This is a genomic window from Actinomadura darangshiensis (assembly GCF_004349235.1).
GTDB lineage: Bacteria > Actinomycetota > Actinomycetes > Streptosporangiales > Streptosporangiaceae > Spirillospora > Spirillospora darangshiensis.
Map to the genome: position 1 here is coordinate 1 of NZ_SMKY01000016.1, position 16,162 is coordinate 16,162.

Annotated in this window: 17 protein-coding genes; 12 read left to right on the forward strand and 5 right to left on the reverse strand. The window is 72.9% G+C overall.

What is annotated here, in order from left to right:
- Window positions 1-516: helix-turn-helix domain-containing protein (locus E1293_RS05895; RefSeq protein ID WP_132194627.1), on the reverse strand; the 516-nt coding region annotated here is incomplete at its 3' end.
- Window positions 517-596: 80 nt separating this feature from the next.
- Between E1293_RS05895 and E1293_RS05900 the strand changes: the two genes are divergently transcribed.
- Window positions 597-2,018: an alpha/beta hydrolase family protein gene (locus E1293_RS05900; protein ID WP_207938690.1), complete on the forward strand. Its 1,422-nt coding sequence runs from the start codon at window positions 597-599 to the stop codon at window positions 2,016-2,018.
- 64 nt (window positions 2,019-2,082) lie between these two features.
- Window positions 2,083-3,057: a DUF1838 family protein gene (locus E1293_RS05905; protein ID WP_243716045.1), complete on the forward strand. Its 975-nt coding sequence runs from the start codon at window positions 2,083-2,085 to the stop codon at window positions 3,055-3,057.
- A 56-nt stretch (window positions 3,058-3,113) separates the two neighbouring features.
- Here the strand turns inward: E1293_RS05905 and E1293_RS05910 are convergent, their stop codons facing one another.
- Both E1293_RS05910 and E1293_RS05915 read right to left on the reverse strand, forming a co-directional pair.
- Window positions 3,114-3,617, reverse strand: coding sequence for an anthrone oxygenase family protein (locus tag E1293_RS05910; RefSeq protein ID WP_132194629.1), 504 nt, complete (start codon window positions 3,615-3,617; stop codon window positions 3,114-3,116).
- Between the two features lie 26 nt (window positions 3,618-3,643).
- Window positions 3,644-4,492, reverse strand: coding sequence for a Rossmann-fold NAD(P)-binding domain-containing protein (locus E1293_RS05915; RefSeq protein ID WP_132194631.1), 849 nt, complete (start codon window positions 4,490-4,492; stop codon window positions 3,644-3,646).
- Window positions 4,493-4,573: 81 nt separating this feature from the next.
- Between E1293_RS05915 and E1293_RS05920 the strand changes: the two genes are divergently transcribed.
- A complete protein-coding gene (locus tag E1293_RS05920; RefSeq protein ID WP_132194633.1) occupies window positions 4,574-5,521 on the forward strand; it encodes an AraC family transcriptional regulator in 948 nt (315 codons plus the stop codon).
- Window positions 5,522-5,528: 7 nt separating this feature from the next.
- Here the strand turns inward: E1293_RS05920 and E1293_RS05925 are convergent, their stop codons facing one another.
- The gene (locus E1293_RS05925; protein WP_132194635.1) at window positions 5,529-6,857 is read right to left on the reverse strand and encodes a hypothetical protein; all 1,329 of its coding nucleotides are present in this window, start codon (window positions 6,855-6,857) and stop codon (window positions 5,529-5,531) included.
- A gap of 184 nt (window positions 6,858-7,041) precedes the next feature.
- On the opposite strand from E1293_RS05925, the gene E1293_RS05930 reads away from it, so the two are divergent.
- The 6 genes from E1293_RS05930 to E1293_RS05955 all read left to right on the forward strand — a co-directional run bounded on the left by E1293_RS05930 (window position 7,042) and on the right by E1293_RS05955 (window position 11,215).
- Window positions 7,042-7,773, forward strand: coding sequence for a GntR family transcriptional regulator (locus E1293_RS05930; protein WP_243716046.1), 732 nt, complete (start codon window positions 7,042-7,044; stop codon window positions 7,771-7,773).
- A gap of 78 nt (window positions 7,774-7,851) precedes the next feature.
- Window positions 7,852-9,285, forward strand: a complete 1,434-nt coding sequence (locus tag E1293_RS05935) for a PTS ascorbate transporter subunit IIC (protein WP_132194637.1) — start codon at window positions 7,852-7,854, stop codon at window positions 9,283-9,285.
- A 31-nt stretch (window positions 9,286-9,316) separates the two neighbouring features.
- A complete protein-coding gene (locus E1293_RS05940) occupies window positions 9,317-9,619 on the forward strand; it encodes a PTS sugar transporter subunit IIB (protein WP_165978096.1) in 303 nt (100 codons plus the stop codon).
- A complete protein-coding gene (locus E1293_RS05945; protein WP_132194639.1) occupies window positions 9,616-10,053 on the forward strand; it encodes a PTS sugar transporter subunit IIA in 438 nt (145 codons plus the stop codon). Before E1293_RS05940 ends, E1293_RS05945 begins: the two co-directional genes overlap by 4 nt.
- A complete protein-coding gene (locus tag E1293_RS05950; RefSeq protein WP_132194641.1) occupies window positions 10,046-10,861 on the forward strand; it encodes a sugar isomerase domain-containing protein in 816 nt (271 codons plus the stop codon). Before E1293_RS05945 ends, E1293_RS05950 begins: the two co-directional genes overlap by 8 nt.
- A 96-nt stretch (window positions 10,862-10,957) precedes the next feature.
- Window positions 10,958-11,215, forward strand: a complete 258-nt coding sequence (locus E1293_RS05955; protein WP_132194643.1) for an EF-hand domain-containing protein — start codon at window positions 10,958-10,960, stop codon at window positions 11,213-11,215.
- A gap of 123 nt (window positions 11,216-11,338) precedes the next feature.
- On the opposite strand, the gene pgi is transcribed toward E1293_RS05955, so the two are convergent.
- Complete coding sequence (gene pgi, locus E1293_RS05960; protein WP_132194645.1) at window positions 11,339-12,985, reverse strand: glucose-6-phosphate isomerase; 1,647 nt, start codon at window positions 12,983-12,985, stop codon at window positions 11,339-11,341.
- A gap of 213 nt (window positions 12,986-13,198) precedes the next feature.
- Here pgi and E1293_RS05965 point away from each other — a divergent pair, with 213 nt between their 5' ends.
- From E1293_RS05965 to E1293_RS05975, 3 genes are all read left to right on the forward strand, one after another.
- Complete coding sequence (locus E1293_RS05965; protein WP_132194647.1) at window positions 13,199-14,002, forward strand: acyl-CoA thioesterase; 804 nt, start codon at window positions 13,199-13,201, stop codon at window positions 14,000-14,002.
- A 54-nt stretch (window positions 14,003-14,056) separates the two neighbouring features.
- Complete coding sequence (locus E1293_RS05970; protein WP_132194649.1) at window positions 14,057-15,046, forward strand: hypothetical protein; 990 nt, start codon at window positions 14,057-14,059, stop codon at window positions 15,044-15,046.
- Window positions 15,047-15,137: 91 nt separating this feature from the next.
- Complete coding sequence (locus E1293_RS05975; protein WP_132194651.1) at window positions 15,138-16,157, forward strand: lactonase family protein; 1,020 nt, start codon at window positions 15,138-15,140, stop codon at window positions 16,155-16,157.
- Window positions 16,158-16,162: the final 5 nt, after the last annotated feature.

Genomic DNA, 16,162 nt, shown 5'->3' on the forward strand with positions numbered 1-16,162 from the left:
GGCTCCGGGGGGCGCGTCCTCGCGGCGGTGGGCGTGCTCGTGCAGCAGGCGGATGTAGGCCTCGAAGAACTCCGCCAGGCCCTCCTCCGTCATGTGGGCGAAGCCGCGGGACAGCAGCGCCCAGGCCCGGTCCCGCTCGTACTCGCCGGGCAGCCGCCGGAGCAGGTCCATGTCCTCGGCGTGCCGGATCCGGAGCAGCTCGGTGAGGACGGGCCGGTCCTCGGGCGCCAGGGCCTGCGGGGCGGGCGTCCGGACGTCGCGCGGCCCCTCGGCCACCCGCCACCAGCGCTCCCGTCCCGCGGAGCGCTCCGGGATCTCCTCGATGAACCGGTACTTCTCCAGCTGCCGCAGGTGGTAGCTGGTCGTGCCGGTTTTGGCGCCGAGCGCCTCGCCGATCGTCGTGGACGTCGCCGGGCCGTCCACCCGCAGCCGGTGCAGGATCCGGCGCCGCAGCGGGTGGCTCAGCGCCTTGATCCGGCCGGGGTCGTCCAGGATCACGGGCTCCTCGTCCTTCATGGGGAGCAGCCTAGTACTCCAGACGTATCTTTGCAGAGAACTCTTTGCAGAGACTTCTCTGTAGTTCTAGGGTCGCCGCCATGAAGACAGCGATGACCCTCCTCGTGGCGCTGCTGCTCGGCGCCCTGTGCGCGGCGCCCGCGAGCGCCGCCTCCCCCGGGCGGGGGCCGGTCCCCGCGCCGCCCGGCCTGAAGGCGACGGAAGTGAGCTTCAAGGGATCCGGCGGCCTGACGCTGCACGGCACGGTCCTGGCGCGGCCGGAGAAGGGCGCGCCGCGGCCCGGCGTCGTCCTCGTCACCGGTTCCGGCTCCGGCGTCCCGCGCGACCACCTGCTCACCGAGGCGGTCGAGTTCGCGCGGCGGGGCCTCGCCGTGCTGATCTACGACAAGCGGTCGGAGGGCTACACCGACTTCCACCGCGACTACTCCGTGCTGGCCGGCGACGCGCTCGGCGGCCTGCGGGCCCTGCGCGCGCAGCCGGGCGTCGACCCCGGGAAGGTGGGCATGTGGGGGCTGAGCGAGGGCGGCTGGGTCGTGCCGCTGGCGGCGTCCCGGTCCCCCGAGGTGGCCTTCGCGATCGTGGTCGGCGGCAACGCGATGCCGCCGATCCGCCAGCAGAACTGGAACGAGGTCTCCGACCTGCGCCGGGTGGGCGTGTCCGGCTCGCTGATCGACCGCGGCAAGCCCGCCCTCGCGCGGTTCGCCGGCGACGCCGGCCTGTTCGCCGAGGCCTACTTCGACGCGCAGGACGTCCTGGAGCGCGTCCGGCAGCCCCTGCTCGGCGTCTGGGGCGGGTACGACCTGCAGACGCCGCCCGGGGACAATCCCCCGCTGTTCGCGAAGGCGCTGCGGAAGGGCGGCAACACCCACTACACGTTCCGGTTCTTCCCCGACGCGGACCACGCCGCGCACCGGACACCGGACGGCGGCATCACCCGCGGCCCCGAACTCGCCCCCGGCTACGCCGACCTCGTCGGCACATGGGTGCACGACGTCACGAGCGGGAAGCTGCCCGAGGCGGACACCGCGGCGCCCCCGCACCAGGAGCACGCCAGCACCGAGGTGCCGCCGCTGCCGTGGTGGGAGTCCCTCTGGGTGCACCTCGGTGCGGCCGTGCTGTTCCTCGTGGCCTTCACCGCGTACCCGCTCGTGGCGCTGGCGCGCAGGCTGCGCGGGCGGAGGGTGCGCCCGGCGACCCGCTGGGCCCGGTTGCTGGCCGGCGCCGGGTTCGTCGCCGCGTTCGGGCCGTTCTTCTACCTCTTCTACCTGGTGGCGGGCAGTCAGCCCGACCCCGGTCCCGTCCTCGGCGGCAGGCCGCTGCCCTGGCTGATCCTGCAGGCGCTCGCCGTGGCGACCGTCGTCGCGGCGATCGGGACGGCGGTGGAGTGGCGGCGCGCCGCGGCGGCGGTCGCCCGGACCGAGCGCGTCCGGCTCGGCCTGCTGGTCGCCGCCGGCGTCGTGTTCGTCCCGTGGGCCGTGCACTGGGGCGTCCTGATGCCGTGACCGCGGCCCCGGAGCCTGCTTGCATGACCGGTGACACCCTCTCGCGAGTCACCGAGGAGCCCGAATGCGACGTCCCCTGATGGCCGCGCTCGCCGGCGCCGCCGCCGCGTCGGTCCTGTGGTCGGTGCCGGGCGCGGCCGCCGCCCGCCCGGCGCACGGCCCGTCCGACCCCGGCCCGCTCTACGCGCGGGTCAAGGACCGGGACACCCGGCTCCAGCTGCAGGTGCTCGGGCGGCCGGACGGCAAGGACATGCTGTACCGGATCTCCGGGTCGGTGTACGTGGACGCGCCGGGCGACACGCTCGCGCCGGAGCTGCGGCACGGGACGAGGCTGTTCGGTTTCGAGGGCTACAACATCCGGCGCCTGTACCGCGAGCCCGGCACGAACAGGCTGTACCAGCTCAGCCGCGAGGTCGTCTTCTACACCGACCCGCAGGATCCGGAGAAGGTGCTGCGGGAATGGCGCGACCCGCTGGACGGCAAGACCTATCCGCTGGTCCCCGTCAACAACGACGACGTGGACTTCGGGCCGTTCCCGATCACGCCGGAGTTCAGGCTCGGGCCGCTGAAGGACATCGGGCGCAACCTCGCCCAGGTGTCCGACATCCCGCCGCGCACCGACCTGAAGGCGCTGACCGGGGACGGCTTCGGGCTGCCCGGCGGCATCTACACCTCCTGGGAGATGTTCGACTTCTACATCGGCAAGGGGGAGGCGGCGAAGCGGGCGCACGGCATTCCGAAGGGCGCCATGGAGGTGACCAGCAGCTGGACGCGGACCAGCCCGTTCGTCCCGTCGATGTGCGTTTCGGAGCAGGACACGCGGGCCCGGCTGATGTACCACGCGCGGAGCTGGACCCTGGACTCCTGGGACGATCTGGAGCCGTGGCTGAAGACCGAGGTCGAACGGAACTACCCCGCCTACAAGAAGGCGCCCGCGGCACCGGCGCCGTCGGAGACCTCGTGGACGTCCTTCTACCGCAAGCAGCTCGGCGGAGGCGCCCTGAAATGGGCTGAATGGTGCGCGAAGAACGGCCGGTGACAGCGGCGGCCCGTGCTCTGGCGGCAGAGCACGGGCCGTGTTCGTGTCCGGTGCCGTCAGTCGCCCTTTCCCCAGAGGTAGACGCCCAGGCTCATGGCGAGGACGCTGATCCAGCCGGACACGGCCCGCACGTTGTTCCAGGCCGTCCAGCGGCCGGAGTAGTCCGACCAGAGCTTCGCCGCCTCCGCCGCGCTCCCCGGGATCGCGACACCGTCCAGGTCGTTGTTCATCGGGATGTTCACGGCGAAGCTCGGGACGAGCGCACCCGCGAAGTACACGGCCGCCGCGACGAAGAACAGGACGGCCGCCGGCTTCTGGTCCAGGGTCAGCAGCAGGACGCCGGCCGCGATGGCGACGAGCGGGACCAGGATGAACATCGCCACGAACAGCGGGTTCTGGATCTTCTGGTTGATGCCCTGCATGGCGTCGATCGCCGAGCCCGGCTTCGCCGCGTTCAGGCCCGGCATCACGCCGGTCGAGAAGCCGAAGAAGGCCCCGGCCATGCCGGCCGCCATGATGATGGAAAGGGTCACCGAGACGCCCGCTAGAGAGAACTTCATTGCCGGCTCCGATCGTTCGAATGAGGTCAGGCGTTCCAGATGCCGCTGGCGGCGGTGTCGCGCGCGTAGCCGGCGAAGTCGCGGGGCTCGCGGCCGAGTGCGCGCCGGACGCCGTCGGCGGGCCGGGCGTTGCGGCCGTCCAGGACGGTCGTGAACAGGTAGGTCAGGAGGCCGACGACCTCCTCGGGCAGGCCGTGCCGCGTGAGGGCGGCCGCGTAGTCGTCCGCGGCGACCGGGACGAAGGCGATCCCGCGGCCGGCCGCGCGGCCGATCTCGGCGACGGCCTCGGCGAAGGTGAGCGCCCGCGGGCCGGTCACCTCGTAGACCTCGCCGGCGTGCCCGTCCCGGGTGAGCGCCGCGACGGCGACGTCCGCGATGTCGTCGGCGTCCACGAACGGCTCGGGCACGTCGCCCGCCGGGAGGACGACCTCGCCGGCGCGGACGGGGTCGAGCAGGTAGTCCTCGCTGAAGTTCTGCGCGAACCAGCTCGACCGCACGACCGTCCAGGCGAGACCCGACTCCCGGACGATCCGCTCGCACTCCTGCGCCTCGGGCTCTCCGCGCCCCGAGAGCATGACCACGCGGCGGACGCCCGCCCCGGCCGCCGCGCTCGTGAACGCGCGGATGGCGTCGGGCGCACCGGGCGCGGCCACGTCCGGGTAGTAGGAGAGGTACACGTTCTCGACGTCCCGCAGGACCGGTGCCCAGGTGGCGGCGTCCTCCCAGTCGAAGGCCGGGGAGGCCGACCGCGACCCCATCCGGACCGGGACGTCCAGGGCCTCCAGCCGCTCGACGACCCGGCGGCCGGTCTTGCCGGTCCCGCCGAGGACGAGGGTGAGGCCGTTCTCGATGGTGTTCGCTGCGCTGTTCGTCATGCCCTTAAGTCAACGGCGTGGCGACCCCGACGACCATCGTTGAGAAGCTCGCCTCCATACGCGAGCGTCTACGCTGGCCTCATGGACGCTCTGGCGGATCTCCTGGACGGGCCGCGCGCGCGGGGAGCGTTCATGCTCCGCTCGACCCTGAGTCCGCCCTGGTCGATCCGGATCCAGGACGAGGCGCCGCTGACCCTGGTCTCCATGGTCGGCGACGAGGCCTGGCTGATCCCCGACGGCGGCGAGCCGCAGCGCGCCGGCCCCGGCGACATGGTGATCTTCCGCGGGCCGGACCCGTACACCGTGAGCGACGACCCGGCGACCGAGCCGCAGATCGTCATCCATCCGGGGCAGGTCTGCACGACCCCCGACGGTACGAGCCTGTCGGAGGCGATGGACCTCGGCGTCCGCGCCTGGGGCAACGACCCGGACGGCACGGCGGTCATGCTGATCGGCGCCTACCAGCTCAAGGGCGCCGTCACGCGGCGGCTGCTGTCCGCGCTGCCGGCCATGGCGGTCGTCCGCGGCGACACCTGGCGGTCACCGCTCGTCGACGTCCTCCAGGACGAGATCGGCAGGGACGAGCCCGGTCAGGACGTCGTCCTCGACCGGCTGCTCGACCTGCTGCTCATCGCGACGCTGCGCGCCTGGTTCTCCCGCCCGGACGCCGAGGCGCCCGGCTGGTACCGCGCCCACGGCGACCCGGTGGTCGGCCCCGCGCTGCGGCTCCTGCACGACGACCTGACGCACCCGTGGACGGTCGCCGGCCTGGCGGCCGGGACCGGCGTGTCCCGCGCGGCGCTCGCGCAGCGGTTCACGAAGCTGATCGGCGAGCCGCCCATGGCGTACCTGACCGGCATCCGCCTCGCGCAGGCGGCCGACCTGCTCCGCGAGAGCGACGCGACCCTCGACGCCGTGGCGCGGCAGGTCGGCTACGGCACCGCGTTCGCGCTGAGCACGGCGTTCAAGCGCGAGCACGGCGTCAGCCCGCAGGAGTACCGCACCGCCCGCCCGGCCGCCACGGCCTGACCGGGTCCTACTCGGGAACGTACAGGCGGATGTCGTCGACCTGCGCCTTTCCCTCGTAGAAGTTCATGTGCGGGTCACCGATCATGAACCGGTCCGGATAGGCGGACCCGGCGGGCCAGGTGTCGTGGTCGACGAGGGTGCCGCCCGGCCCCTCCCAGGTCCAGTCGGCGTTGAACCGGCCGTCGTACTCGTCCGGCTTCTGGTTGTAGTGCCAGATCGGCTCGCCGTCCTCGACGAACGGCCGCGTGTACCGGAACGTCGCGCGGCCCACGTGCGCGAACACGCCGGACATCTCCATCGTGTAGGCGCCGCCGCGCCGCTCGACGGCGAAGGTGTAGGGCTCCTTAGGCAGCAGCTCGGGCTTCAGGTCGACGGTCGAGACGATCGCGCCGCCCTTGCGGAACCCGCACTCGCTCTCCATCAGGTACTCGGTGCCCGGCATGGTCGGGTACCGGCGGTCGTCGGTCATGAAGATCGCGTTGACGCCGTTGCCCGTGCCGGCCGGGTACGGCTCGTACTCCCCGGTCGCCGGGTTGCAGTACAGCAGGCCGCTCCCGGTGTACTTGTAGCGGTTGTAGCCGTCCATGGCGACCTTGCGGTGGCCGTGGACGAACACGTTGTTGTGCGGGGCCACCTGCCGGTAGTCCATGATCGACATGTAGTAGAAGCCGTTGGAGTCGGTCCGGACGTCGGCCCACTCGCACTCCGGCCTGGAGTAGTCGCCGCCCGAGGCCCACGGGAAGTTGGTCTTGCAGCCCTCGGGCGAGTACCCGTTGACGCGCCCGTCCGGGTAGTCCCAGAGCCCGTTGCGCTGACCGCCGAAGTCCAGGCCGCGCAGCGTCATCTCGACGCGGTACTCGGCGGGCAGGTCGCGGGTCGAGCGGATGACGACGCCCGCCTGGTGGCCCGGCTCGTCCAGCTTCGCGACGCCCTTCCCGGACGTGAGCGACGGCGCCGCGTCGGGCCTGCCGTCCCCGTCGGCGTCGCGGGCGGCCAGCTCGGCGGTCAGCCAGCCGCGCTTCCCGAACGCGAACGACTTGCGGTAGGTCTTCATCTTCGCGAGCTGCTCGCGGAACGCGGGCCCTCCCACCGTGTCGAAGTAGGCGCCGTCGTTGTCGTAGATGTCGACGTTGTAGGGGCTGGACGGGCCGTCGCCGTCCGGCTTCCACGGCACCTTCGCGCCGTCGAGGGGCCGGTCGAACGGCTCCGCCGCGACCAGGCTCCATCCGTCGCGGGCGCCGGGCCGGGCGTCCGCCTTCGCCGGTGCCGCGGTCAACGCCGCCGGCATGAGCATCGGCAGTGCCAGCGCCACGGCGCCCCGCACGAGCTTCCTCATCTCGCCGCCTTCCTCGCCGCGCGCTCCCACGCGGCCTAGACACGGGCAGGACGATCTTCCGCGACGGTAGGCCGGACCACCCCGCCGTGACCACGGCAAACATCGCCAAAGTGGTATTGACCAGTCGCCACAATGGGACATACCGTGTGCCACGACAGGAACAGCGTCGCAGGAGGTGACAGGCGTGCCATCCGCCGGTGAGGCCCGCTCCGGGAGCACGAAACGGCAGGCGGTCCGCCGGGAGCTGCTCGCGATGCTGGACGGGCTGGACGTCGGCGACGCCCTGCCGTCCGAGCGCCGGCTGGCCGCCGAACTCGGCGTGTCCAGGCCGACGCTGCGCCAGGCCATCGACGGCCTCGTCGCCGAGGGCCTGCTCGACCGGCGGCACGGGAGCGGCACCTACGTGGCCGAACCCCGGATCGCGGTGTCGCTGACCATGACCTCGTTCACCGAGGACATGATCAGGCGCGGGATGAAGCCGGGCGGCCGGGTGCTGTCGTTCCGCACCGAGGCCGCGGGGGCGCGGATCGGGCGGCGGCTGGCCCTGTCACCGGCCGAAGAGGTATTTACCATTCGCCGGCTCCGGCTGGCGGACGGGACCACCATGGCCATCGAGACCCTCTACCTGCCGCGCTCGCTGCTGCCGGGCCTGCGCCGCCACGACCTGGAGGGCGGGTCGTTCTACGACCTGCTGCGAGGCGGTGGCGTCGAGATCGCGTCGGGCACCGAGACGATCGAGCCGACCGTCACCACCGCCGAGGAGGCCGCCGAGCTGGACGTGCCGGTGCACACGCCGGCGTTCCTGTTCGAGCGGGTCACCAAGGACGTGGACGGGCGGCCCCTGGAGTACGTCCGGTCCGTCTACCGCGGCGACCGGTACCGGCTGGAACTGGACCTTCGACCACCCACCCACTGACCGCGCACGACCGTCCATCCGCGCTGACGGGGGCGACAGCGCACGACCCATCCCCCGGAGATGTGAGGCGACTTCACCATGGACGTCATCAAGGACATCCTCACGTTCCTGGCCGACAACGTGTTCGGCCAGGTCCCCATCCTCATCGGGCTCATCACCCTGATCGGGCTGATCCTCCAGCGCAAGCGGTTCGAGGACGTCTTCGCCGGCGCGCTGCGCGCCACGATCGGCGTCGTCATCCTGTTCATCGGCGTGGAGGTCTTCACCGGCGGGCTGACGAGCTTCCAGACGGTGCTCGCCAGCGCGATGGGGACCACGCCGCCGAAGGCGGACAACACCCTCGCCGACTTCCTCACCGACCAGGGCGGGACGATCGCGCTCGTGATCACGGTCGCGTTCCTCGTCCACGTGCTGGTGGTGCGGCTCTTCCCGGCGGCCCGGTACCTGTACCTGACCGGGCACCTGATGTTCTGGATCAGCACCGTCACCGTCGCGTCGCTGGTGACGATCGCACCGGGCGCCGACCAGCTCACGCTCGTGCTGTGCGGGGCCGGGTTCGTCGCCGCGTACTGGACGCTCCAGCCGCTGTGGATGCGGCCGCTGATGCGCCGCGTCATGCCGGACGACCGGTTCGGGTTCGCCCACACCAGCTCCCTCGCCTGCCTGATCACCGGGTACGCGGCCCGCCCGCTCGGCAGCCGGGACAAGCACGACACCGAGAAGCTGAAGCTGCCCCGCCAGCTGTCGTTCTTCAAGGACGTCAACGTCAGCACCGCGCTGATCATCACCGTGATCATGCTGATCGGGGTCGCCCTCGCCGACGACGGCGTGGTGGCCAAGGCCGCGGCCGAGATGGACGACAAACTGTCCCCGTGGGTGTGGGCGGTCCTGGTCGGCCTCCGGTTCGCGGGCGGCATCGCGATCCTGCTGTTCGGCGTGCGGATGTTCCTCGGCGAGATCGTCCCGGCGTTCAAGGGGTTCAGCGACCGCGTCATCCCCGGCACCCGCCCCGCGCTGGACGCGCCGACCGTGTTCCCGGTCGCGCCGACCGCCGTCATGGTCGGGTTCGTCTCCTCCACCGCGGTGTTCCTGATCTGCCTGGGGGTGTTCGCCTGGCGGGACTGGTTCACCCTCGCCCCGCCCATGATCATGCTGTTCTTCGTGGGCGGCGCGGCGGCGCTGTTCGGCAACGTGGTGGCGGGCTGGCGCGGCGCCGTCCTCGGCGGCGTGATCTCCGGGCTGGTGCTCGCGGTCGGGCAGGCCGTCACCTGGGACCTGTACGAGAAGACCGCGCCCGAGCTGGCCACCCTCGCCGACCCCGACTGGTACGCGATCGCGTGGCTGCTGAAGGCCGCGGACCCGGTCGTCGGCGGCAACTCGATCTGGCTCGTGCCCGCCGTCGCGATCGCCGCGATGATCGCCTCCCTGCTGCTGCTCGGCCGCGCCGAGAAGCGCAGGGCCGCGGTGGACGAGGACACGGCGCCCGACGGCAAGGCCGTCGCGAAGGCCTGAACCGACAACCGACGAAGAGAGAAGAACCGACATGGCACTGGACCGGCAACTGGAGATCCTCGCGGTCTGCGGCGTCGGCATGGGCTCCAGCCTGATGCTCAAGATGACCGCCGAGGACGCGCTGCGCTCGCTCGGCATCGAGGCGCGGGTGGAGAACACCGACGTGTCCACGGCGCGCGGGATGACGCCCGACGTGGTGATCGGCCAGGGCATGCACACGAGCGAGATCGCCGACCTCGCGCCCGTGGTGATCACGATCAGCGACTTCCTGGACAAGGACGGCCTGGAGGCCCAGCTCAGGGAGCGCCTGACCGAGCAGGGCTGGCTTTCATGACGGTCGTCACCGCTGCGGACGATGTCACCGCGGGCGACTGGCGGGAGGCCGTCCGCAAGGCGGCCTCCGCGCTGGTCGACGCGGGCGCGGCGGGCGGCGGCTACCCGGAGGCGTGCGTCCGGGTGGTGGAGGAGAACGGCCCGTACATCGTGCTGACGAAGGGGCTCGCGCTCGTCCATGCCCGTCCCGAGGAGGGCGGGTTGGCCGTCGGCGTCGCCGTCACGCGGCTGGCCGTGCCGGTCGAGTTCGGTCATCCCGACAACGACCCCGTCGACCTGCTGCTGGCGTTCTGCACGCCCGACCCGGACGCGCACGTCGGCACGCTGTCCCGGCTGGCACGCGCGCTGTCGGCCGGCCTCGCCGACCGGCTCCGCGCCGCGTCCGGCGGGAGCGACCTCGCCCGAGCCCTGAAGGAGGCCCTCGCAGATGACTGAAGCGGCATCCTCTGGGGGCCGGCCCCCAGACCCCCGCAGTGCGGGATCTCGCGCCGCCGGCGCGTCGCCGCGGTCGCCTGACCCGCCGCGGCTCCCCGACCGGGTGCGGGATCTGCTGGACGACCTCGACGCCGCCTCGGGCGGGGCGGCCGGTGACGCCGCCGCCCTGCTGCTGGGGGCGATCGAGGCCGACGGGATCGTGCACGTCGCCGGGGCGGGGCATTCCCTGGCGATGGTGTGCGAGACGTTCTACCGGGCGGGCGGGCTCGCCGCCGTCCGGCCGATCTGGGACCCGGCCGTGCTCCCGCTCGACGACGCGCTGCGCAGCACCCATGCCGAGCGGCAGGCCGGGCTCGGACGCGCCGTGGCCGGGAAGGCGGCGCCCGCCCCGCCCGACGTGGCGGTGGTGTTCTCCACCAGCGGCCGGAACCCTTATCCGGTGGAGGTCGCGGAGGAGTGCGCGGCGCGGGGCGTGCCGGTCATCGCGGTCACGTCGGCGCGCGCGTCGCGGGGCGCGGCGGCGCGGACCGACACGACCCTCGCCGACCACGCGGCGATCGTGCTGGACACGTGCGTCCCGCCCGGCGACGTCCTGCATCCGGCGGACGCGCCGCGCACCGCGGCGGTCTCCACGGTCCTGGCCGCGTACGCCTGGGCGCGGGTGCTCGCCGACCTCGACGACCTGGCGGCGGCGCGCGGCCTGGACCTGCCGCGCTGGACGAGCGCGAACGTCCCCGGCGGCGACGAGGTGAACGCCGCGCTGCTGGAGCGCTACCGGCACCGCGTCCCGGAGCTTGCGGGCGGCTAGGAACCGGGCGGCCCACCGCGGCGTTTCTCCTATGGGCTCAAGATCCCGCTGCCATGACATGATGCGGGGCTACATCGGACCTGAGCGAGGAGCGAGATGACGACGAGACCGACCGAGGACGACCTGCTCTCCGTGTTCACGCGCGCGGACCTCGGCGGCGACGAGAAGCTCGACCTGATGGAGTTCACGCTCGTCCTGGAGGCGCTGGGCCTGTCCTGGACGCGGGCCGAGACGCAGGACCGGTTCGAGAAGGCCGACAGCAACCTCGACGGGTTCATCTCCTACGAGGAGTTCCGCGCCATACTGGACTCCCAGGGCTGGGCCGAGGGCCCGCTGCCGGGCGCCCGCGCCTAGCCGCACGCCTGACGTCACGCGCAAGGGCCCGCCGGAACGCTCCGGCGGGCCCTTTGCCTGTGCTCAGACCGCCCGTGCTCGGACTGCCTGTGCTCGGACTGCCCGTGCTCAGGTCGCGTGCGCTCAGACCCGGCGGCCGCGCAGTTCGCGGTACCGGCGGACGAGCGCCGCGGTGGACGGGTCGGGCGCCTGCGAGGACGGCTCCTGCGAGGTGAGCGCGGGCGCCAGGTCCATCGCCATGACCTTGCCGAGCTCGACGCCCCACTGGTCGAAGGAGTCGATGCCCCAGACCGTCCCCTCGACGAACACGATGTGCTCGTAGAGCGCGACGAGCGACCCGAGCGCCTTCGGGGTCAGCCTCGGCGCGAGGATCGTGCTGGTCGGCCGGTTGCCCGGCATGACCTTGTGCGGGACGACCGCGGCGGGCGTCCCCTCGGCGGCGATCTCCTCGGCGGTCTTGCCGAACGCGAGCGCCGACGTCTGCGCGAGCATGTTCGCGGTGAGCAGGTCGTGCATGCCCGCCGGCCCGTCGACGGCGGGGTCCTCGAACGGCTCGGCGAACCCGATGAAGTCGGCGGGGACGAGCCGGGTGCCCTGGTGCAGCAGCTGGTAGAAGGCGTGCTGGCCGTTGGTTCCGGGCTCGCCCCAGAAGATCTCACCGGTCTGCGCGACGACGGGCGCGCCGTCGGCCCGCACCGACTTGCCGTTGGACTCCATCGTGAGCTGCTGGAGGTAGGCGGGGAACCGGGAAAGGCGCTGGCTGTAGGGAAGGACGGCCCTGGTCTGCGCACCGAAGAAGTCGGTGTACCAGACGCCGAGCAACCCCATCAGCACCGGCATGTTCGCCTCGAACGGCGCGCTGCGGAAGTGCTCGTCGATCTCGCGGAACCCGGCGAGCATCTCGCGGAACGCCTCGCCGCCGACCGCGATCATCAGGGACAGCCCGATGGCGCCGTCGAAGGAGTAGCGTCCGCCGACCCAGTCCCAGAACCCGAACATGTTGGCGGTGTCGATGCCGAACTCGGCGACCCGCTCGGCGTTGGTCGACACCGCGACGAAGTGCCGGGACACGGCCTTCCCGTCGCCGAGCCCGTCGATGAGCCACTGCCGCGCGACCTTGGCGTTGGTGAGCGTCTCCAGCGTCCCGAACGTCTTGGAGCTGATGACGAACAGCGTCTGCTCGGGGTCGAGCCCGGCGAGCTTGCCGAGGATGTCGGCCGGGTCGATGTTGGAGACGAAGCGGCAGGAGATCCCCGCGTCGGCGAAGTCGTGGAGGGCCTCGTAGGCCATCGCCGGGCCGAGGTCGGAGCCGCCGATGCCGATGTTCACGACGGTCGTGATGCGCTTGCCGGTGAAGCCGGTCCACTCCCCCGACCGGACGCGTCCGGCGAAGCCGGCCATCTTGTCCAGGACGGCGTGCACGTCTCCGGCGACGTCCTGCCCGTCCACCGTCAGCGCCTCGCCCGGCGGGAGCCGCAGCGCGGTGTGCAGGACGGCGCGGTCCTCGCTGACGTTGATGTGCTCCCCGGTGAACATCGCCTCGATCCGGCCGCGCAGCCCGGCCCGCTCGGCGAGGGCCGTCAGCAGCGTCAGGGTCTCGCCGGTGACGCGGTGCTTGGAGTAGTCCAGGTACAGGTCCCCCGCGGTCACGGTCATCCGGCCGGCGCGGTCCGGATCGTCCGCGAACAGGTCGCGCAGGTGCCGCCCGGCGAGCACCGTCTGGTGCTCGGCCAGCGCGGACCACTCGGGCGACTCGGTGATATCAGCCATTGCCTCTCTCATCTTCCTCGCCGGGCGAGGTCGTCTCCTCGCGGGGCGGGCGCCGCACGTCCCCCGTGCGCCCCGCCGCTTCCCCATCGGCGATCATAGGTCGACCGCGCGTGACCGTATCAGGGGCGTCCCCGGCCGCGCAGCGATCCACCCCGGTTGCCCGGGCCCGCCGCGGCCGCGAGTAGGGTCTCCGCAGGCTGGAGGAGATACCGGATGAACGCGCCGTACGACATCACGCGGATGTTCGACCTGACGCCGCTCGGCGAGGACTCCTTCACGGCCACCTCGCCCTCGGTGGGGCGGCCCCGGCTGTTCGGCGGCCAGGTCGCGGGGCAGAGCCTGCGCGCCGCGTGCCTGACGGCCGGCGGGCGCCCGCCGCACTCGCTGCACGCCTACTTCATCCGCCCTGGCACGCCGGACGAGCCGCTGGCCTTCGACGTGGCGCGTACCCGGGACGGCCGGTCGTTCTCGACCCGGCACGTGACCGCGAGCCAGGGCGGCAAGCCGATCCTGGAGCTGATCGCCTCGTTCCACGCCCCGGAGGACGGGTTCGACTGGCAGGCCGGCCCGCCGTCCGGGATGCCCGGCCCCGAGGGGCTGGCCGAGCCGGCGCTGCCGGCGTTCTTCAGGCATCCGGCCGGCTTCGACATCAGGGTCGTGAACCCGCCCGGCGAAGGCGAGTTCCCGATGCCGCACCCGTTCTGGATCAGGGCCTCCGCACCGGTCGGGGACGACCCGGCGCTGCACGCGTGCCTGCTCGCCTACCTGTCGGACATGGCGGTCGTCAGCAGCTCCCGCGCGCCCGGCTCCCCGAGGCGCCTCGCCACCGCCGTCACCCTGGACCACGCGATGTGGTTCCACCGGCCGCCCCGCGTGGACCAGTGGCTCCTGTACTCGGTGGACCCGGTGACGAACCACGGCGCCCGCGGCCTGGCGCGCGGCACGCTCCACACCGTGGACGGGACGCTGCTGGCGTCCATCGCCCAGGAGGCCCTGCTGCGCCCCGCCACCCCCTGAGCGCCGCGGAAAACCGGTAGGGGCGCCGCGCCCGCGGGGCTAAGGTCCCCGGACATGGGAGCCCGCGCGAATTTCGCACTGATCGACGAAGACGGCCTGCGGCTGCATTACTCCCACTGGGGTGCCGACCGGGTGTGCTCGGCGCTGGCCGCGGGTCCCGCGGCGGCCGGGCGCTTCATCGCCGCGCAGCATCGCTGCGACGACCCGGCCCGGGACTGGCTGAACGACGTCTGGGCCGAGGGCGGCGCGCTCGTCGACGAGACGACCCGGACCCTGTGGTTCTACGGCGGCCAGCTCCTGCTCGACCTCCCCTTCAAACGGGCCTTCCTGGCCCTCCTCGAGCTGACCTGGCCGGACTGGACGGTGCGGTGGGCCTACGACGGCGTCGGGGACCTCGCCGCGGCGGCCGGGATCGACCGGTCGGCGGTGCGAAGTCCCGACGCGGACGAGCGCGCGATGCCGCGCGAGTCGGATCCCTTGGTGGAGTGGCGCGTCCATCTCCTCACCGTCCGCGCGGACGGTGAGACCACGGCCTACCCCCTGTCCGAGGAGGCCCACACCGCGTGGCAGGGCCCGGAACTGCTCGGCATGCTGCCCGCCGGAGGGCACCCGCGCCTGGATCTGGAGGAGATCCCCGTCAGCGGGCTGCACATGGACGTCGCCGCCCGGACCGCGGGTGTGTGGCTGGGGCACACCAGCAGGGGCCTGTTTCCGGAGGTGGCCGCGCTGTGGCCCGGATGGCGGGTGGAATTCTGGGAGGACCGGTACGAGGAGCAGCTGGCCCGCTGCGGCGGCGCGATCACCGTGCCGGACATGGACCCGGCCGCCGCGCTGGAGGAGGTGCTCTCCCGGATCGCCCGCGAGCGCGGGCACGACCCGGTACCGGGGATGCTGGACCTCGTCCGCCGGCACGCCGGGGACGGCGAAGTGAGACTCAACCCGTACTTCACCGCGCACCACCAGGTCGACTCCACCGACGCCGAGTGGGAGACCGTCCTCCAAGCGGCCGCGAACCTGCGCGACCGCCTCGCCGCCGAGACCTGACGGGACGCGCCCCGGACGTGGTGAGGACCGGAGGTTAGGCTCGTTCTCGGCCGTCCACGGACGGGTGGATCGCGTTTCGGAGGGAGTCCCGGTGAGCGAGCGGGCGTTCTGGGTGGGCACGTACACCGGTCCGGCGGGCGGCGGCGCCGGGATCTACCGGGTGACGCGGCGGGCGGACGGCTCGCTGGACGCGCCCGTGCTCGCCGCCGAGGCCGTCTGCCCGTCGTACCTGGCCGTCCACCCGTCGGCGAACGTCCTCTACGCGGTGCGGGAGGAGGACGAGGGCGGCGTGACCTCCTACGCGGTGACCGGCTCGCGCCTCCGGGAGATCGGGACGCGCGCGGCGGGCGCGCTGCCGTGCCACCTGTCCGTGACGCCCGGCGGCGGCCACCTGCTCGTCGCCGACTACGGGTCCGGGACGGTCCGGGCCGTCCCGCTGGGCCCGGACGGCGGTTTCGCGGGCGGGCCGGCCGTGGCCGAGGGGCACGGGAGCGGGCCGAGGGCCGACCGGCAGGAGGGCCCGCACGCGCACGCGACGGCGCACGCCCCGGACGGCACCGTGCTGTCCACCGACCTGGGAGCCGACCTCGTCCGGTCGTTCCGGATCGAGGACGGCGTCCTGCGCCTCGCCGGGGAGACGCCGCTGCCGGCCGGGTACGGGCCGCGGCACCTGGTCGTCCATCCGGGCGGGTACGTGCACGTGATCACCGAGCTGGCGGCGGCCGTGCTGGTGCTGCGGCCGGCCGGCGGGTACGCGAGGCTGGAGATCGCCGGCGAATCGCCCGCGACGGCGGACGCGGCGGGCGACCGCGCCCAGGGCGCGGCGATCAAACTCGGGACCGGCGGCCGGTACGTCTACACGTCCATGCGCGGCACGGACGTGGTGACGGCCCACCGGGTGCTGGACGGCGGGGCCGCGCTCAAGCCGGTCGCCGACGTCCCCTCCGGCGGGCACTGGCCTCGCGACCTGCACGTGGACGGCGAGTGGATGCACGTGGCCGACGAGCGGAGCGACACGATCGCGACGTTCCGGATCGGCCCGGACGGTGTCCCGGTCCCTGCCGGCACGCCCCTGCGCATCCCTTCGCCGGTGTGCGTGGTACCCGCCTGACCGGC